Source organism: Streptomyces sp. NPDC002176 (genome assembly GCF_044903645.1).
Taxonomy (GTDB): domain Bacteria; phylum Actinomycetota; class Actinomycetes; order Streptomycetales; family Streptomycetaceae; genus Streptomyces.
Genome location: NZ_JBJDQW010000006.1, coordinates 314,025 through 331,398, shown reverse-complemented (window position 1 = coordinate 331,398; position 17,374 = coordinate 314,025). Strand labels below are relative to the sequence as shown.

Annotated in this window: 16 protein-coding genes, 1 tRNA gene and 1 pseudogene; 9 read left to right on the top strand and 9 right to left on the bottom strand. The window is 72.2% G+C overall.

Annotation, left to right across the window (positions count from 1 at the left end):
- Positions 1–45: 45 nt before the first annotated feature.
- The 7 genes from ACI2LY_RS27210 to galU all read right to left on the bottom strand — a co-directional run bounded on the left by ACI2LY_RS27210 (position 46) and on the right by galU (position 5,609).
- Positions 46–119: transfer RNA gene (locus ACI2LY_RS27210), tRNA-Ala, on the bottom strand.
- A gap of 73 nt (positions 120–192) precedes the next feature.
- Positions 193–1,404, bottom strand: a complete 1,212-nt coding sequence (glpR, locus tag ACI2LY_RS27205) for a gephyrin-like molybdotransferase receptor GlpR (RefSeq protein ID WP_404709445.1) — start codon at positions 1,402–1,404, stop codon at positions 193–195.
- 183 nt (positions 1,405–1,587) lie between these two features.
- Positions 1,588–2,220, bottom strand: coding sequence for a GNAT family N-acetyltransferase (locus ACI2LY_RS27200; RefSeq protein WP_389004958.1), 633 nt, complete (start codon positions 2,218–2,220; stop codon positions 1,588–1,590).
- Positions 2,221–2,237: 17 nt separating this feature from the next.
- Positions 2,238–2,765: a molybdenum cofactor biosynthesis protein B gene (locus ACI2LY_RS27195; protein ID WP_404709444.1), complete on the bottom strand. Its 528-nt coding sequence runs from the start codon at positions 2,763–2,765 to the stop codon at positions 2,238–2,240.
- Entirely contained in the window at positions 2,762–3,241 is a 480-nt protein-coding gene (moaC, locus tag ACI2LY_RS27190; protein WP_030814523.1) for a cyclic pyranopterin monophosphate synthase MoaC, read from the bottom strand. The genes ACI2LY_RS27195 and moaC overlap by 4 nt, the downstream gene beginning before the upstream one ends.
- 143 nt (positions 3,242–3,384) lie before the next feature.
- Positions 3,385–4,701 (bottom strand): gephyrin-like molybdotransferase Glp, encoded by a 1,317-nt coding sequence (glp, locus tag ACI2LY_RS27185; RefSeq protein ID WP_404709443.1) that lies wholly within the window; start codon positions 4,699–4,701, stop codon positions 3,385–3,387.
- Positions 4,698–5,609 (bottom strand): UTP--glucose-1-phosphate uridylyltransferase GalU, encoded by a 912-nt coding sequence (gene galU / locus ACI2LY_RS27180; RefSeq protein ID WP_404709442.1) that lies wholly within the window; start codon positions 5,607–5,609, stop codon positions 4,698–4,700. The genes glp and galU overlap by 4 nt, the downstream gene beginning before the upstream one ends.
- A gap of 136 nt (positions 5,610–5,745) precedes the next feature.
- Here galU and ACI2LY_RS27175 point away from each other — a divergent pair, with 136 nt between their 5' ends.
- Positions 5,746–6,324 (top strand): 5-formyltetrahydrofolate cyclo-ligase, encoded by a 579-nt coding sequence (locus tag ACI2LY_RS27175; RefSeq protein ID WP_404709569.1) that lies wholly within the window; start codon positions 5,746–5,748, stop codon positions 6,322–6,324.
- 72 nt (positions 6,325–6,396) lie between these two features.
- Here ACI2LY_RS27175 and ACI2LY_RS27170 read toward each other — a convergent pair whose 3' ends face one another.
- Positions 6,397–9,186: a penicillin acylase family protein gene (locus ACI2LY_RS27170; protein ID WP_404709441.1), complete on the bottom strand. Its 2,790-nt coding sequence runs from the start codon at positions 9,184–9,186 to the stop codon at positions 6,397–6,399.
- A gap of 269 nt (positions 9,187–9,455) precedes the next feature.
- Between ACI2LY_RS27170 and ACI2LY_RS27165 the strand changes: the two are divergent.
- From ACI2LY_RS27165 to mscL, 6 genes and pseudogenes are all read left to right on the top strand, one after another.
- Positions 9,456–11,019: pseudogene (locus ACI2LY_RS27165) on the top strand (potassium/proton antiporter).
- Between the two features lie 164 nt (positions 11,020–11,183).
- The gene (locus tag ACI2LY_RS27160) at positions 11,184–12,473 is read left to right on the top strand and encodes an MFS transporter (RefSeq protein WP_404709440.1); all 1,290 of its coding nucleotides are present in this window, start codon (positions 11,184–11,186) and stop codon (positions 12,471–12,473) included.
- Between the two features lie 67 nt (positions 12,474–12,540).
- On the top strand, positions 12,541–12,858 hold the full coding sequence (locus ACI2LY_RS27155; RefSeq protein WP_404709439.1) for an FmdB family zinc ribbon protein: 318 nt from the start codon (positions 12,541–12,543) through the stop codon (positions 12,856–12,858).
- 108 nt (positions 12,859–12,966) lie between these two features.
- A complete protein-coding gene (locus tag ACI2LY_RS27150; protein WP_404709438.1) occupies positions 12,967–13,800 on the top strand; it encodes an S-methyl-5'-thioadenosine phosphorylase in 834 nt (277 codons plus the stop codon).
- 182 nt (positions 13,801–13,982) lie between these two features.
- Positions 13,983–14,588 carry an RcpC/CpaB family pilus assembly protein gene (locus ACI2LY_RS27145; protein ID WP_404709437.1) on the top strand — a complete coding sequence of 202 codons (606 nt, stop codon included), beginning with the start codon at positions 13,983–13,985 and terminating at the stop codon, positions 14,586–14,588.
- A 120-nt stretch (positions 14,589–14,708) separates the two neighbouring features.
- Positions 14,709–15,236, top strand: coding sequence for a large conductance mechanosensitive channel protein MscL (gene mscL / locus ACI2LY_RS27140; protein ID WP_404709436.1), 528 nt, complete (start codon positions 14,709–14,711; stop codon positions 15,234–15,236).
- A 16-nt stretch (positions 15,237–15,252) separates the two neighbouring features.
- Here mscL and ACI2LY_RS27135 read toward each other — a convergent pair whose 3' ends face one another.
- On the bottom strand, positions 15,253–15,429 hold the full coding sequence (locus tag ACI2LY_RS27135) for a hypothetical protein (protein WP_404709435.1): 177 nt from the start codon (positions 15,427–15,429) through the stop codon (positions 15,253–15,255).
- Positions 15,430–15,502: 73 nt separating this feature from the next.
- Between ACI2LY_RS27135 and ACI2LY_RS27130 the strand changes: the two genes are divergently transcribed.
- Both ACI2LY_RS27130 and ACI2LY_RS27125 read left to right on the top strand, forming a co-directional pair.
- Positions 15,503–16,123 (top strand): flavin reductase family protein, encoded by a 621-nt coding sequence (locus ACI2LY_RS27130; RefSeq protein ID WP_404709434.1) that lies wholly within the window; start codon positions 15,503–15,505, stop codon positions 16,121–16,123.
- A gap of 26 nt (positions 16,124–16,149) precedes the next feature.
- Positions 16,150–17,193, top strand: a complete 1,044-nt coding sequence (locus tag ACI2LY_RS27125; RefSeq protein WP_404709433.1) for a P1 family peptidase — start codon at positions 16,150–16,152, stop codon at positions 17,191–17,193.
- Positions 17,194–17,374: the final 181 nt, after the last annotated feature.

Genomic DNA, 17,374 nt, shown 5'->3' with positions numbered 1-17,374 from the left:
GGCGAAGCCCCAGTCGACTTACGCCGACTGGGGCTTCATGTTGTGTGGACCTGTGGGGATTTGAACCCCAGACCCCCTCGATGCGAACGAGGTGCGCTACCAGACTGCGCCACAGGCCCTTGCAACGAGTGAAACTCTAGCATCCCGATCGGGGTGCTCGGAAATCCGCTCCCTGTCTGGTCAGCGCGCGGGTCACTCGTTGGCGGCGCGGGGGCGGTCGCCGTCCTCGTACTGGTCGAACAGCGGGGTGCGGCCGCGCTCCCGGGACCGGCGGGCGGAGGCGCTGCGCCGGGCGTCGCCCCGGCCGTCCTCCGGGCGCTCCTCGGCCGGTGCCGGATCGGCCGCCGGGGCCTCGGGGCGCTGGTCCGGGGTGACGGCGCTGGAGCGGGCCGAGCTCCAGGTGCCGGGGGCGCCCAGATCGACGTCGGCGGTGGCACGCGGGGCGACCGGCGCGGTCACGTACGTGGGCAGCGGCACCGGGACCGGGTCCCAGCTGTCGCCGTGGCCCGGACGGCGCTGCCGCTCACGCTGCTGGTCGACCCACTCGGCGTGGTCGGTCTGCTCGACCAGCGCGCGCCGGTCGGCGGCGAGGGCGGCGGACAGGGCGGGGTCGGTGTGCGGCCCCGTCCCCTCCTCCGGCTCTTCGGCGACGACGGCCGCCTCGGCGGCCGCGCGGCGGCGCGGCTGGCGGGCGCGCTCGCGCAGCCGCGCCGCCGCGTCCTCGGCGCTCCTGCGGTCCATCTGGAAGGCGAACCGGCGCCGTTCCTGCTGACGCAGATAGCCGATGTACGCGCTGAGCAGCACGGCCGGGACCGCGGGCACCCAGAGGAGGGCCAGGCCCCCCACCGCGGCGGCGATCGCGCCGATGGTGAAGGCGAGGAAGAGGAGCACGGTGGTGCGCCGCCTGCGGGCGAGCGCCTTCGTGCGCTGGGCGCGCGCCGCCGCGGTCTGCGCCGAGGGCGCGCGCCGGGCGGGCGCGGGGTCGTGTCCGGGTTCGGGTGCCTGGGCGGAACGGGACGGATGCGCCTGCGCGGAAGGGGACTTGGGGGCCGGTACGGCCACCTGGTCGCGCGGGGCTTCCGCCCGCGCCTGCCACTCCGGCTCGACGTCCGCCCGGACCTGACGGCGCGTCGGAGGCATGGCGAAGGCCCGGACGTCCACCGAGTCGGTGGTGACGTCCGGGTCACCGGCGTCCGGCTCCCCCTCCTGGGTGGAGCGCGCCCGCAGGTCCTTGGCGTACCGGCGCTCCATTCCCGCCCTTCCGGACAGCAGCCGGATGGCGGTGCTGAAGCGTTCCGTCGGACGGGCCTCGTTCAGCTCGTCCTGCCTACGGAGCCACATCGGCACCAAGTAGGCGGCCCAGGCCCCGACGATGACTGCGTAGATGAGGCCGCTGCTGCTCACGACTCACACGGTAGAGGGGTTTCCCTGAGGCCATCCGCCAATTGAGCCGGTGTGTCGCACGATCTGGCTGATATTTCCAGCTTTTTTTGCGACCGATGCGATCAGCGGACCGTCGAAGGGGGGAATTGAATGCCCGGAGACCCGTCCAAGACGGTCGCTCCGCGCATTAATTCGAACAGATATTCAATTTCCGGTGCTGTTCGCATTCCCGGGCTGTCCCGGCCGTCCGGCACGCGTACGCCGCCAGCGGTCGACCAGGCCGTCGGGGATCTCCTCCGCCGTCAGCGCGTAGACCAGATGGTCGCGCCAGGCGCCGTCGATGTGCAGATAGCGCGGCCGCAGCCCCTCCTCGCGGAAGCCGAGCTTCTCCACCACCCGGCGGCTGGGCCGGTTCTCCGGGCGGATGCAGACCTCCAGCCGGTGCAATCCCACCGCGCGGAAGCAGTGGTCGGACACGAGCGCGACCGCGGTCGGCATCACCCCGCGCCCGGCGACGGACTCGTCCACCCAGTAGCCGATGTGCCCGGAGCACATCGAGCCCCAGGTGATCCCGGCGACCGTCAGCTGCCCGACCAGGCGGCCCTGGTACTCGATGACGAACGGCAGCATCCGGCCCGCCGTCGCCTCCGAGCGCAGATGCCGGATCATCTGGCGGTAGGTGGGCCGGTGGGTGACCGGCCCGCTCGGGGTGGGCGGCGGGATGGTCGCCTCCCAGGGGCGCAGCCAGTCCCGGTTGCGCCGGTTCACCTCGCGCCAGGCGCGCTGGTCGCGCACCCTTATCGGCCGCAGTACGACATCCCCGTCGACCAGCACCACGGGCCAGGATCTGCCGGTCAGCTCGCACCCCCGGCGCCCGTGTGGCCCGGTGCGTCGGGCCGGGGGTGGTCGCCGCCGCGGATCTGGTCGACGGCGTGCGTCAGCAGCGGCTCCAGCACGGCGAGCCCGTCCCGCACTCCCCCGCTCGAACCCGGCAGGTTCACGATCACCGTGGTGCCCGCGACCCCGGCCAGGCCCCGGGAGAGGGCGGCGGTGGGCACCTTCTCGCGCCCGTACGCCCGGATCGCCTCGGCGATGCCCGGCACCTCGTAGTCCAGGACCGCGCGGGTGGCCTCGGGGGTGCGGTCGGTGGGCGAGATGCCGGTGCCGCCGGTGGTGACGACCGCGTCGTACCCGGCCGCCACGGCCGCGCGCAGGGCGGCCTCGACCGGGTCGCCGTCCGGGACCACCGTCGGGCCGTCCACGGTGAAGCCGAGGCGGGTGAGCCCCTCGGCCACCGCGGGTCCGCCCTTGTCGGCGTAGACACCGGCGGCGGCGCGGTTGGAGGCGGTGACGACCAGCGCGCGGTAGGAGGTGCCGCTCACGCCCGGCTCCAGTGGCCGGACTTGCCGCCGGTCTTCTCCTCCACCCGCACGTCGGTGATGACGGCGCCCTTGTCGACCGCCTTGACCATGTCGACCACGGTCAGCGCGGCGACGGAGACCGCCGTGAGCGCCTCCATCTCCACACCGGTGCGGTCGGTGGTCTTCACCGTGGCCAGGATCTCCACGCCCTCGTCCGTGACCGCGAGGTCCAGCGTCACACCGGACACCGACAGCGGGTGGCACAGCGGGATCAGGTCCGGGGTGCGCTTGGCCCCCATGATGCCCGCGATCCGGGCGGTGGCCAGGGCGTCGCCCTTCGGTACCCCCTCGCCGCGCAGCAGCTCGACCACGCGCGGTGACACGAGCACCCGGCCGCTGGCACGGGCGGTGCGCGCGGTCACTTCCTTCCCGGATACGTCGACCATGCGGGCCGCGCCCGCCTCGTCGATGTGCGTCAGTCGGTCGTGCGTACTCATCGTGTGCGGTGCTTCCCGTTCGCGGCCCGCCGGCGCCTGCTGTGTGCGGGCTCTTGTGCGCGCCACGGTACCGCCAAGTCGGCTCGGACACCGGGCCGGGACCCCGCGCGGACCCGTCGGGGACCCGCGCGGGTGCCGTCCGGTCAGCCGAGCAGGACGACCTCGACCTCGGTGCCGGGCTCGGCCGTCGACATGTCCTCGGGGAGCACGATCAGCGCGTTGGCGTGGGCCAGCGCGGCGATCAGATGGGAGCCGCTGCCACCCACCGGGGTGACCTCGCCGTCCTCGTGGTTGCCGCGCAGGAACTGGCGGCGGCCCTCCGGCGAGCGCAGCGGCTCGTCCACCTTGAGGGTGGCCCGCGTGCGCGGCCGCTGGATGTCCGGCAGGCCCATCAGGGTGCGGATGGCGGGCCGGACGAACAGCTCGAAGGAGACGTACGACGACACCGGGTTGCCGGGCAGCGCCAGCAGCGGGGTGTGGTCGGGGCCCACCGCGCCGAAGCCCTGGGGCTTGCCGGGCTGCATGGCGAGCTTGCGGAAGTCGACCCCGCCGCCCTCCTCCTCGCCGACCTCGGTGAGCGCCTCCTTGACCACGTCGTACGCGCCGACGCTGACCCCGCCGGTGGTGACCAACAGGTCGGCGCGGACCAGCTGGTCCTCGATGGTGGAGCGCAGCACGTCCGCGTCGTCCGCGACGGCGCCGACCCGGTAGGCGATGGCGCCCGCGTCCCGGGCGGCGGCGGCGAGGGCGAAGCTGTTGGAGTCGAAGATCTGGCCGTGCGCCAACGGCTCGCCCGGCTGGACGAGTTCACTGCCCGTCGACATCACGACGACGCGCGGGCGCGGGCGCACCCGTACGGTGCCCCGGCCGATCGCGGCCAGCAGGGCGATCTGGGACGGCCCGAGGACCGTGCCCGCGGCGAGCGCCCGGTCACCGGCGCGCACGTCGCTGCCGCTGGGCCGGACGTGCGCCCCGGTCTCGGCGGGCCGGAAGATCCGGACCTGGCCCTCGGCGCCCTCGGGCGCCTGGGCGCGGGCCCGCATGCCGCTCGCGGGGCCGCCGCCGAGCCCGGCGTCCGTCCACTCGACGGGGACGACGGCCTCGGCGCCGGGCGGCAGCGGCGCGCCGGTCATGATGCGCGCCGCCTGGCCGGGGCCGACCTGGACCGGGGCGGCGTCGCCCGCCGCGACGTCACCGACGACGTCCAGGACCGCCGGGAATTCCTCGGAGGCCCCGGTCACGTCCGCGACCCGTACCGCGTAACCGTCCATGGAGCTGTTGTCGAAGGGCGGCAGGGACACCGGCACCATGACGTCGTCGACCAGCGCACAGCCCTGCGCGTCGGGGAGCTGGAGCTCGATGGGGTCGAGCGGGCGGACGGTGCTGAGAATGTCCTCCAGGTGCTCGTCCACCGACCACACGTGGTCCGGTCCGACGGGACGGTTCGCGGCGGTGCTCAACGTTCCTGCATCTCCTCGGCGACGAAACTGCGCAGCCAGGTCCTGAAGTCCGGGCCCAGGTCCTCACGTTCGCACGCGAGACGGACAATGGCACGCAGGTAGTCGGCGCGGTCGCCGGTGTCATAGCGGCGGCCCTTGAAGACGACGCCGTGCACCGGGCCGCCGACCTTCTCGTCCTCCGCGAGCTGCTGGAGGGCGTCGGTGAGCTGGATCTCGCCGCCCCGGCCGGGCTCGGTCTTGCGCAGTATGTCGAAGATGTGCGGGTCGAGGACGTAGCGGCCGATGATCGCGTAGTTCGACGGGGCGTCCGCCGGGTCCGGCTTCTCGACCAGGCCGGTCACCTTGACGACGTCGCCGTCCTCGGTGGCCTCGACGGCCGCGCAGCCGTAGAGGTGGATCTGCTCGGGGGCGACCTCCATGAGGGCGATCACGCTGCCGCCGTGCTGCTCCTGCACCTCGACCATGCGCTGCAGCAGGGGGTCGCGGGGGTCGATCAGGTCGTCGCCGAGGAGGACCGCGAAGGGCTCGTGGCCGACGTGCGGGGCGGCGCACAGCACGGCGTGGCCGAGGCCCCGGGGGTCGCCCTGGCGGACGTAGTGCATCGTGGCCAGGTCGCTGGACTCCTGCACCCTGGAAAGCCGGTCGGCGTCGCCCTTCTTCTGCAGGGCCGACTCCAGCTCGTAATTGCGGTCGAAGTGGTCCTCCAGCGGCCGCTTGTTGCGGCCGGTGACCATGAGGACGTCCTCGAGGCCGGCCGAGACGGCTTCCTCGACCACGTACTGGATCGCCGGCTTGTCCACGACCGGCAGCATCTCCTTGGGAGTGGCCTTGGTGGCGGGCAGAAAGCGGGTGCCGAGCCCGGCTGCCGGGATGACAGCCTTGCTGATCCTGGGGTGCGACTGAGTCATGCGCGCCACTCTAACCGGTGTCCTTTGCAGAGAATCCGCTGCTCCGCTTAGGTGGACGTGATAGAGGCGGATCGAGAGAAAACCGAGACGGTTTGTGAAATACGACGAACACCCGGCCGACCTCGAAAAGCGGAATCTGCGCCGTGAACTCCTCGCGAACAGAAGGGCGTTGACGCCGGAGGAACGCACGGAGGCGGGCGCCGCGCTGGCCGTGCACGCCCTCCGGCTGCCCGAACTCGCCACCGCGCGCACGGTCGCCGCGTACGTCTCGATGGGCACCGAACCCGGCACCACCGAGCTGCTGGAGGCACTCCGCCGCCGGGGCACCCGCGTCCTGCTCCCGGTGCTGCTGCCCGACGACGATCTCGACTGGGGCGCGTACACCGGCCCCGGTTCGCTGGCGGCGGTCCGGCACGGCGGGCGGATGGAGCTGGCCGAGCCCACCGGCACGCGCCTCGGCCCCGACGCGGTGGCCTCGGCGGACGTGGTGCTGCTGCCCGGCCTCGCGGTGGACGGGCGCGGGACGCGGCTGGGCCGGGGCGGGGGGTCGTACGACCGGGTGCTCGCGCGCCTGGAGCGCGCGGGCGCGCGACCGGCGCTCGTCGTGCTGCTGTACGACACCGAGGTGGTGGCACGGGTGCCCGCCGAGGCGCACGACCACCCGGTGCACGCCGTGGTGACCCCGACCGGTGTACGCCGGTTCGCGCGCCCCTGAGGAGCCCGAGAACGGGTGAAGGTCCTCACGCGTGCGCGCGAGGGCCTTCGTACGGGTGACGCCGTCAGCGGATCACGGCCGCAGGTTCAGCGTGTCCTTCGTGCTGCCGTCGACCGACTTGGCGGAGAAGGACCAGGGCAGCAGATCGCCGTCGGCCCACTTGTCGGTCTGGTCGGTGTAGTGGGCGCTGAAGGCGTGCCCGGAGGCGCCGCTGAGGTTGATCCAGCGGGACTTGTCGAGGTCCGCCATGTTGATCACCATCCGCATGGACGGCACCCACACCACGCCGTAGCCCCCGGCCGCGTTCCAGCCGGTCGCGTTGACGGTGGCCTCGCCGCCGCTGAGCTTCCAGGGGCCGCGGTTGAGCGCGTACTGGAGCAGCTCCGGGCCCTCGACGCCGAGGGTCTGGTTCTTCAGGAACAGCCGGTGCAGGCGGCCCCAGCTCCAGGTGTCGATGTCCTTGCCGAGCTTGGCGGTCAGCTCCCAGCGGGCGTCGATCATGGCGCGGGTGAACAGCTCGTCGCGGTTGTGCGCGGCCGGGCGGTTGCCCGACTTGGGCGCCTGCCACCACGGGCTGTCCGGCTTGTCCATGAGCGTGCGCACGACCTCGAACCAGCGGTCGCCGCCGTCCGGCTGCGCCTGGTCGGCGTCGCGGTCGCCGCACTCGCGGACCTTGCTCCGGTCGTCCAGCGGACCGGTGCTGCCGGCCTTCTCCACCCACAGGCACTGGCCCTTGGCGCGCAGCTCCTGGGGGAGCTTGTCGCCGAAGCCGAGCTTGAGGATGTTGCGCCACACGGCGTTGAAGTAGGCGGTGGCGGCCGAGTCGGCGTCCTGGGTGTAGTCCCAGCCCTCCAGCAGCTTCTGCGCCTGGCGTACCTCGGGGTCCTTCAGGTCCAGCTTCAGCAGCTTGGGCACCAGCAGCTTGGCGATCTCGCTGCTGTTGTCCACCTGCATCTGGCGCATGTCGTCGGTGGAGATCTTGCCGCCGTCCCTGATCTTGGACTCGATCAGGTCGGCGATGCGCTGGCTGCGGGTGCCGTAGCCCCAGTCGGTGGTCAGCGTGTAGGGGTACTTGTCCTTGTCGACCACGGCCTGGTTGGCGGTGACGATGTAGCCACGCTCCGGGTCGTACTCGTAGGGCAGCTCGTCCTGGTCCAGGAAGCCGGTCCAGCGGTACTTGGAGTCCCAGCCCGGCGCCGGTACGGAGCCGTCGTCGCCCGCGGAGCGGGTCGGGATCTTGCCGGGCAGGGTGTAGCCGATGTGCCGGGAGTCGGCGTAGATCAGGTTCTGCGACGGCACGTCGAACAGCGCGGCGGCCTTGCGGAAGCCGGTCCAGTCGGACGCCTTGTCCATCGCGAACACGGCGTCCATGGAGGTGCCGGGGTCGAGCGCGGTCCAGCGCAGCGCGATGCCGTAGCCGTCGCCGCGGTCGGGGGCTGCGGTGTCGACGTCGGCCTTGCGGCCGACCTCCACCAGCTCGTCGTCGCGGTCGGAGAGCAGCGGCATGCCGTCGGCGGTCTGCCGTACGACGATCTTCTTGGAGGCGCCCCCGGCGACCTTGATGGTCTCCTCGCGGGTGCGGAAGGGGCGGACCTTGCCGTCGTAGAGGTAGCCGTCGCCGGACAGCTTCTCCAGGTAGAGGTCGCTGACGTCGACGCCAGAGTTGGTCATGCCCCAGGCGATGCTGCCGTTGTGGCCGATGACCACGCCGGGCATGCCCGCGAAGGTGTAGCCCGCGACGTCGAACTGGCACTTGCTGGAGACGTTCCGGCAGTGCAGGCCCATCTGGTACCAGACCGAGGGCAGCGACGCCGAGAGGTGCGGGTCGTTGGCGAGGAGCGGCTTGCCGGTGATGGTGTGCGCGCCGGAGACGACCCAGGAGTTGGAGCCGATGCCCTGGCCGTTGACGCCGACGGCGGTGGGGAGGTCGTCGAGGACCTTGGTGAGGCCGGTGAGCTGGCCGGTGAGGCCGGTGCCGGTGCCGCCCGCGGTGCCGGTCGCGCCGGTGCCCGTGCCCGTGCCGCCCGCCGTGCCCTGCGTGCCGGTGCCGGTGCCAGTGCCCGAGGGGGCGCCGTCCTGCTGGAAGGTCTTGCTCAGCGCGCTGTACTGGCCCTCGCGCACGATCGGCTTGTTCCGGTCGTAGGGGTAGTCCGGGTACAGCTCGCGGATCTGCTGCGGGGTGAGGCGGCTGGTCATCAGGGCGCGGTCGGTCTCGTCGCGCATGTTGCCGCGCAGGTCCCACGCCATCGCCTTGAGCCACGCGACGGAGTCGACCGGGGTCCACTCGGCGGGCTTGTAGTCGTTGGTGAGCCCCAGGGCCGCGTACTCCAGGGAGAGGTCCTTGCCGTCCTTGCCCTTGAGGTAGGCGTTGACACCCTTGGCGTACGCCTGGAGGTACTTCTTCGCCGACGGCGACAGCTTGGTGTCGTACTCCTGCTTCGCCACCCGGTCCCAGCCCAGGGTGCGCAGGAAGGCGTCGTTCTTGACCTGGCTCTTGCCGAACATCTCCGACAGGCGCCCGGAGGTGAGATGGCGGCGCACGTCCATCTCGTAGAACCGGTCCTGCGCCTGGACGTAGCCCTGGGCCATGAACAGGTCGGCGTCGGAGGAGGCGTAGATCTGCGGGATGCCGTAGCCGTCGCGCTTGACGTCGACCGGGCCGGAGAGGCCCGCGAGCGAGACCGATCCCTTGGTCTGCGGGAAGGAGGCCCGCACGGTGCTGATGGACCAGAACGCCCCGAAGGCTATGCCTCCGATGAGGGCCAGGACCAGCAGAATCACGACAAGGCGGGCTTTGCGCCCCTTCTTCCTGCCGGACGTGCCGGGCTTGTCGCCCGATGTGGCGGTGGTGTTGGGGGGCATCGCTGTCCTTGCTGTCCTCACGCGAGCGGCAGGCGGGGCTGTGACTTTGAATGAGCGCTGGAGCAACCATAGGCGCAGGCCCCCGAACCACTTGACGCGGAGTCGGGAACCAGCGCGGACGGGCGTTCGATCTTGCCAACCCGAGCGTCAAGGAAACGTCAAGAGTTAGGTAAGGTAACGAAGTAGTCGGGTGCGGTCCGCCGCCCCCTCGGTGTCTTGTGTACGCGAGCCCACGTGCGCCCCGCGCGGGCCAATGAAGGGATGCGCCGCTGACTGTCCACCACCTCAACCAGCTCCTGTTCGCCTGCTCGCTGGTCCTCCTGGTCGCGGTCGCGGCCGTGCGGATCTCCTCGCGCAGCGGGCTCCCCAGCCTGCTCGTCTACCTGGGGATCGGCGTCCTCATGGGCTCCGACGGCATCGGGAACATCCACTTCGACAACGCCGAGATGACGCAGGTCATCGGGTACGCGGCCCTGGTCGTGATCCTCGCCGAGGGCGGTCTCGGCACGAAGTGGAAGGAGGTACGGCCCGCGTTGCCGTCCGCCTCCGTGCTGGCGACGGTGGGCGTCGCGGTCAGCGTCGGCGCGACGGCCGCGGGCGCGCACTATCTGGTCGGGCTGGAGTGGCGGCAGGCGTTCATCGTCGGCGCGGTGGTCTCCTCGACCGACGCGGCGGCCGTGTTCTCCGTGCTGCGCAGGATTCCGCTCCCCTCGCGGGTGACGGGCACGCTGGAGGCGGAGTCCGGCTTCAACGACGCCCCGGTGGTCATCCTGGTCGTCGCCTTCTGCCAGGCCGGTCCGGTGGAGCACTGGTACATCCTGCTGGCCGAGATCGTGCTGGAGCTGGCCATCGGTGCCGCCCTGGGTCTCGCGGTGGGCTTCATCGGCTCCTGGGGGCTCCGGCACGTCGCCCTTCCGGCCTCCGGTCTCTACCCCATCGCCGTCATGGCCATCGCCGTCACCGCGTACGCGGCGGGCGCCCTGGCCCACGGCAGCGGCTTCCTCGCCGTCTATCTGGCGTCGATGGTGCTGGGCAACGCCAAGCTGCCGCACTGGCCGGCCACCCGCGGGTTCGCGGAGGGGCTGGGCTGGATCGCGCAGATCGGCATGTTCGTCCTGCTCGGCCTGCTGGTGACCCCGCACGAACTGGGCGACGACGTGGTGCCCGCGCTGATCATCGGACTGGTGCTGACCATGGCGGCCCGTCCGCTGAGCGTGGTACTGAGCCTGACCCCGTTCCGGGTGCCCTGGCAGGAGCAGGCACTGATGTCCTGGGCCGGGCTGCGCGGCGCGGTCCCCATCATCCTGGCGACCATTCCGATGGTGAGCGGCATCGATGGCAGCCGCCGCATCTTCAACATCGTCTTCGTCCTGGTCGTCGTCTACACCCTGGTCCAGGGCCCGACCCTGCCCTGGCTGGCCCGCAAGCTGCGGCTCGGCGAGGAGGGCGCGGCGTCCGACCTCGGCATCGAGTCGGCGCCGCTGGAGCGGCTGCGCGGCCATCTGCTCTCGCTCACCATCCCGGACGACTCCCGGATGCACGGTGTGGAGGTGGGCGAGCTGCGGCTGCCGCCGGGCGCCGCCGTCACCCTCGTCGTACGGGACGGCAAGTCCTTCGTCCCCTCCCCCACGACCGTGCTGCGGCACGGGGACGAACTGCTGGTGGTCGCCACCGACCCGGTCCGCGACCAGGCCGAACGCCGCCTGCGCGCCATCACCCAGGGCGGCAAGCTGGCCGACTGGCTGGGAACGGGCGGTAAGGAGCACCGGCACTGAGGGTGCTGGTTCTCACAGGTCCGGCGGCGGGGGCCGCCTGTACGATCAAGGCATCTGATCGAACCAACTCTGTCCGATTCGTCTGACGCAGAGCTGGCGCGACCGTATGGCGGCCGGACCTCAAGCACTTCCACCGGTATCTACCGCAGTTCCGCGCGCAAGAGGACGGCTCTCGGTGCCCCCCGCACGGGCGCGCTACCAGGCGGAAGAGAGGCACGGGCCGTGGCATCCACGGTCACCACCGAGCAGTCGGCGCCGTCCCGCCCGGGTTACGGGCAACTGCTGCGCACCAAGGGCGCGTGGACCTTCCTGGTCCCCGGCTTCGCGGCACGCCAGCCGTTCGCCATGCTCACCATCTCCATAGTGCTGCTGGTGCGGCACACCACCGGCTCGTACGGCGCCGCCGGTGCCGCCGCGGCCGTCACCGGGGTCTCCATGGCCCTGTTCGCGCCCTACAGCGGCCGTCTCGCGGACCGCTACGGCCAGCGGACCGTGCTGGTTCCCGGTGTCGTCGTGCACGCGGCGGCGGGGCTCACCCTGACCGCTCTCGCGCTGGCGCACGCGCCCCTGTGGGCGCTGTTCGCGGCGGCCGTGCCGACCGGCGCCTCGGTCCCGCAGGTCGGGCCGATGGTGCGGGCCCGCTGGGGCGCGCGGCTGAAGGGGTCACCGCTGATGAGCACGGCGGCGGCCTTCGAGTCGGTCACGGACGAGCTGACCTTCGTCGTCGGCCCCCTGCTGGCGACCGCCCTGTGCACCGCCGTCACCCCCTGGGCCGGACTGGTCACGGAGGCCGCGCTGACCCTGGTCGGCGGTCTGCTGTTCGCCGCCCAGCGGGGTTCGCAGCCGACCGTCGGGCATGCCGCGGAGCCCGGCGAGGAGGCGCACGCGCGCGTGTCCGCCCTCCGGGTGCCCGGCGTACGGGTGCTGATCGTGACGTTCCTCGGCATCGGCGCGGTCTTCGGCGGGATGCAGGTCTCGCTGGCCGCGTTCACCGAGTCGATCGGCGAGCCCGGTCTGAACGGCGTCCTCTATGGCGTCTTCGCCGCCGGAAACATGCTCTCCGGGGTGGTCTGCGGCGCGGTCGCCTGGAAGTCGTCGCCCCGGCGCAGGCTCGTGGTGGGCTACGCGGCGCTCGCGCTGACCACGTCCGCGCTGTGGACGGTGCACTCGCTGCCGCTGCTGGCCGGACTGGGCCTGCTGGTCGGCATGTGTGTCGCGCCCGCGCTGATCACCGGGTACACCCTGGTCGAGGACCTGGTTCCGGCGGGCGCCCGGACGGAGGCGTTCACCTGGCTGACCGGCGCGGTCGCGCTGGGGCAGGCGGCCGCCGTCACGGTCGCGGGACAATGGGAGGACCGGCTGTGGGACGGCGCCGGGTTCCTGGTCCCGATGGCCGGGACCGTGCCCGCGCTGGCGACGATCGTCGCCCTGCGTTCCCTGCTGGTGGCGCGGGGCCGGAACCGCACCGTGGCGCGTGGCGTCGGTCACCGCGAGCCGGTCACGGTGGACTGATCCACGGGAATGCGTCACTATGGAGCATCGTTAGCACTCACTGAGTGAGAGTGCCAGGAGGAAGACAGTGCCGACCTACCAGTACCAGTGCAAGGACTGCGGCGAGGGCCTCGAGGCGGTGCAGAAGTTCACCGACGACGCCCTGACCGAGTGCCCCAGCTGCGGTGGCCCCTTGAAGAAGGTGTTCTCCGCGGTCGGCATTGTCTTCAAGGGCTCCGGCTTCTACCGCAACGATTCGCGCGGTGCGTCGTCGAGCAGCAGCCCGGCCGCGAAGTCGTCCGGCTCGTCGTCCTCGGACTCGAAGTCGTCCTCGACGTCATCGTCGGCTTCCTCGTCTTCGTCGTCCTCCTCGACGCCGTCGTCCTCGGCCGGCTCCGCCGCCTGAGACCCCTGCTTTCCCGGACCCTGCCGTCATGTGACGGCGGGGTCTTCGGCATGGGTGGGTGCGGGCGTTCCTGGTGACCGGTTCCGGTGGGCCGTTAGGGTGCTGGGCATGGCGAACGCAGAGATCGGCGTAATCGGCGGCTCGGGCTTCTACTCGTTCCTGGACGACGTGACCGAGGTCCGGGTGGACACCCCTTACGGAGCGCCCTCCGACTCCGTCTTCGTGGGCGAGGTCGCGGGCCGCCGGGTGGCTTTCCTGCCCCGGCACGGGCGCGGTCACCACCTTCCGCCGCACCGCATCAACTACCGGGCCAACCTGTGGGCGCTGCGTTCGCTGGGCGTCCGCCAGGTTCTCGGGCCGTGCGCGGTGGGCGGGCTGCGGCCGGAGTACGGGCCGGGCACGCTGCTGGTGCCGGACCAGCTGGTCGACCGCACCAAGACACGCCAGCAGACCTTCTTCGACGGACTCCCGCTGCCGGACGGCACGATGCCCAACGTGGTGCATGTGTCGCTGGCCGACCCGTACTGCCCGACCGGGCGGAGCATCGCGCTGAAGGCGGCCCGTGCGGGGGACTGGACCCCGGTCGACGGCGGCACGCTGGTCGTGGTGGAGGGGCCGCGCTTCTCCACCCGCGCCGAGTCGCTGTGGCATCAGGCGCAGGGCTGGTCGGTGGTGGGCATGACCGGGCATCCCGAGGCGGCGCTCGCCCGTGAGCTGGAGCTCTGCTACACCTCGCTGACCCTGGTCACCGACCTCGACGCGGGCGCGGAGACCGGCGAGGGCGTGTCCCACGACGAGGTGCTGCGGGTCTTCGCGGCCAACGTGGACCGGCTGCGGGGGGTGCTGTTCGACGCGGTGGCGGCGCTGCCCGCGACGGGAGAGCGGGACTGTCTGTGCGTGGACGCGCTCGGGGGGATGGAGCCGGGGATCGCGCTGCCGTGAGGCGGGTGTGGCGGGTGCGGCGGGTGGGGCAGGTGTAGCCAGGGCCCGTGATGTGGATTTCCTCGTTCGGGTGACGGAGTTTTCCACAATCGGCCGGTGGTCCACGGGCTCAGGCGGGGTCGGGCGGGACGGTTCATCGTGGGGACCGCAAGCCGTTCCCCTCGTCGCAGGTGGTGATCCACATGTCCGTGAACCCGAACACCGTCCCCGCTTTCCGTGTGCCACGTCCGCTGGGGACCGATGCCCCGGCGACCCGTGAGGTCCCCTCCTTCCCACCCGTGCGGGTGCGGGGCGGCGGCCGTCAGGCGGGGCGACTGGCGCGGCACCGGGGCCGGGCGGTCGCGGCGGGGCTGGCGGTGACGGCGGCGGCGCTGGTCGCGGCCGGTCCCCGCTCCCTGTCCGGCGACACCCCGCCCGCCGAGCGGCCCCGAGGGCACCCGGCCGCCGATCCGGTACGGAGGCACGGGCCGGGTGAGCTGGTCCGGGCCCCGGTCCGTATCGCCGACGCGGCCGCGGTGCGGCTGCTGCGCCCCGGCGACCGGGTGGACGTGGTCGCGGCCGAGGAACGGTCGGCGGGCGGCGGCGCGGCTCGGGTGCTGGCGCGCGGGGCGCGGGTGGTCCGGCTGCCGGAGCCGCTGGAGCGGGCCCGGGGGGACGGTTCGGCGGCGGGCGCGGGTGAGGGAAGCGTCACTGACGGGGCACTGGTCGTCCTGGCGGTACCGCGGGCCACGGCGGCGCGGCTGGTGGGCGCGAATCCCATGGCCAGGCTGGCGGTGACGCTGTGGTGAGCGCTATCGGCCGGATGTCCGGAGACATGCGGTCAAGTCGCTCGATCGAGCGACGGGATTGGACACGATGGCCGCACCTTGACGTAGGTTGCGGAGCGCTCTGTTCCCCAGCCTGTGTACATGACGAGGAGACTCACCGAGGTGAACGCGAAGAAGGAAGCGGCGAGCATCCTGGACGGCTTCAAAGCCTTCCTGATGCGTGGCAACGTCATCGACTTGGCGGTCGCCGTGGTCATCGGTGCCGCCTTCACCAGCATCGTGACCGCGGTGGTGAAGGGTGTCATCAACCCGCTGGTCGGCGGTATCGGCACGAAGAACCTGGATCACTACAGCGTCTGTGTGAAGGGTTCCTGCAAGCCGGGGGCGGACGGCGTCGAGATTCTCTGGGGCTCGGTGGCCGGTGCCGCATTGAACTTCGTAATCACCGCCGCCGTCGTGTACTTCCTCATGGTGATGCCGATGTCGAAGTACCTGGCCCGTCAGGAGGCCCGCAAGCAGGCCCGCACGGGCAAGACCGAGCCGGAGCCGATCCCGGTCACCGAGCTGGAGGTCCTCCAGGACATCCGCGACCTGCTGGTCGCCCAGCGCACGGGCACCGTGGACGGTGTGGTCAAGCAGCAGCGCCCGGCCGGGCCGGACCTGCGCTAGGCGCCCTACGTACCGTTCAGAGGTGGTGGGGCGGCTTCTCGTCGAGGAAGCGCCTGAGGTCCGCCGCGCTGTCCCCGGCCGGACGCTCGCCCCACCCCCGGTCGGTGTCGTCCGAGGACTGCTGGTTCAGCGGATCGTCGAAGACGAGCGCGGCCTTGGGCTCGCGCGGCTCGGATGCGGGGGCGTCACTCATGCCTCCAGGGTACGGTCCGCCGACGAGCACAGTTCGGCGCCCGCCGAACGGACCCGTTCCTAGGCTCGCCCCCATGAGCAGCCACACGACGATCGAGCCCAGCATCCTCTACTTCGGCACCCCGGTGGTGCTGCTGTCCACGGAGAACGAGGACGGCACCTTCAACCTCGCCCCGATGTCGTCGGCGTGGGCACTGGGCCGCACGGTCGTCCTCGGCCTGGGCCGCGAGGGCCAGACCGCGCGCAACCTCCGGGCCCGCCCCGACCTGGTCATCAACCTCCCCGCCCCGCACCAGTGGCCCGCGGTGGAACGCCTGGCCCCCCTGACCGGCCGCGACCCGGTCCCGCCGACCAAGGCGGAGGGCTGCCGCTTCGAACCGGACAAGTTCGCCGCGGCGGACCTGCACCGGACCCCCTCCCACCTGGTCCGCCCACCCCGCGTCACCGAGTGCCCCCTCCAGCTGGAGGCCCGCGCCGAACGCGTCCGCCCCGACCTCTCCGGCGACTGCGTCATCGTCGAGACGACGGTCCTGAAGATCCACGCCGCCTCCGACCTGGTGATCCCCGGCACCCACCACATAGACCCCACCGCCTGGAGTCCGTTGATCTACAACTTCCGCCACTACTTCGGCCTGGGCCCGGAACTGGGCAGCTCCTACCGGACGGAGACACCGCGCACGGCCGCCGTCGGGTGACCGGCGCGGTGGGTGAGACTGCACGTATGACGACGGCTGGGGCGTTGACGGATGTCGGTGGAGTTCGGGTCGGGCATGCGGGGCGGTGGGGCGACGGGTGGCTCAGCGGGGTGAGCGTGGTGCTCGCGCCGGAGGGCGGGGCCGTGGCCGCCGTGGATGTGCGGGGCGGGGGCCCCGGTACCAAGGAGACCGACGCGCTGGACCCGCGCAATGTGGTGCGGAGGGTGGACGCGGTCGTGCTCGCCGGGGGCAGCGCGTACGGGCTGGACGCGGCGTCCGGGGTGATGGCGTGGCTGGAGGAACGGGGACGAGGGGTGCGGGTGGGGCCCGAGGCGGGGCATGTGGTGCCGGTCGTTCCGGCGGCCTGTCTCTTCGATCTGGGGCGGGGTGGCGACTTCCGGGCCCGTCCCGGCGCGGAGATGGGGCGAGCCGCGGTGGAGGCGGCCGCCGCGAGCGCACCGGGGGCGCCGGTCGGTGAGGGGTCCGTGGGGGCCGGGACCGGGGCGGTCGCGGGGTGCCTCAAGGGCGGGGTGGGTACGGCGAGCGCGGTGCTCGACTCGGGGGTCACCGTGGGCGCGCTCGTGGTCGTGAACTCCGCCGGGTCCGTGCTGGACGCCGAAACGGGCGTGCTGTACGGGGAGTTGTTCGACGGGCCGGTGACGTATCCGGCGCCGGAGGTGCGGGAGGCCGCCCGGCGTCGGCTGGACGAGGTCGCCGCGCGGAACGCGCCGCCCCCGCTGAACACCACGCTCGCGGTGGTGGCCACCGACGCGGACCTCTCCAAGGCGCAGGCGCAGAAGCTGGCCGGCACCTCGCACGACGGCATCGCGCGCGCCGTCCGCCCCGTGCACCTGCTGCACGACGGCGACACGGTGTTCGCCCTGGCCACCGGGGCCCGCCCGCTGGACCCCGCGCCGACCGCGCTGAACGAGATCCTGGCCGTCGGCGCGGACCTGGTGACCCGCGCCGTCACCCGCGCCGTACGCGCCGCCCACCCGGTGTCGATGCCGGGCGGCGGGGCGTGGCCGTCCTACGAGGAGTTGTACGGGGCGAGGAAAGAGGGGAGGTAGGGGAAGAAGAGGCGTACGGGGGTGGAAAAGCCTTGACTGCCAGGGTATTTCGGCCGCCGATCGGGAACTCTCCGGCCACGCCCCGCGTTTACTCCAGTACGTTTCTCGGTTCCCGGACACGATGTCCGACCGAGGGGCTACGGTATGCACCCACCAGGTGACATGCAGCGACGCCGGGAGA

Bases quoted from the DNA above. Each gene is read 5' to 3' on its own strand.
- moaC (WP_030814523.1), bottom strand. From the start codon at position 3,241: ATGAGTACGCACGACCGACTGACGCACATCGACGAGGCGGGCGCGGCC.
- galU (WP_404709442.1), bottom strand. From the start codon at position 5,609: ATGACTCAGTCGCACCCCAGGATCAGCAAGGCTGTCATCCCGGCAGCC.
- ACI2LY_RS27170 (WP_404709441.1), bottom strand. From the start codon at position 9,186: ATGCCCCCCAACACCACCGCCACATCGGGCGACAAGCCCGGCACGTCC.
- ACI2LY_RS27150 (WP_404709438.1), top strand. From the start codon at position 12,967: ATGGCGAACGCAGAGATCGGCGTAATCGGCGGCTCGGGCTTCTACTCG.
- ACI2LY_RS27145 (WP_404709437.1), top strand. From the start codon at position 13,983: ATGTCCGTGAACCCGAACACCGTCCCCGCTTTCCGTGTGCCACGTCCG.
- mscL (WP_404709436.1), top strand. From the start codon at position 14,709: ATGACGAGGAGACTCACCGAGGTGAACGCGAAGAAGGAAGCGGCGAGC.
- ACI2LY_RS27135 (WP_404709435.1), bottom strand. From the start codon at position 15,429: ATGAGTGACGCCCCCGCATCCGAGCCGCGCGAGCCCAAGGCCGCGCTC.
- ACI2LY_RS27130 (WP_404709434.1), top strand. From the start codon at position 15,503: ATGAGCAGCCACACGACGATCGAGCCCAGCATCCTCTACTTCGGCACC.
- ACI2LY_RS27125 (WP_404709433.1), top strand. From the start codon at position 16,150: ATGACGACGGCTGGGGCGTTGACGGATGTCGGTGGAGTTCGGGTCGGG.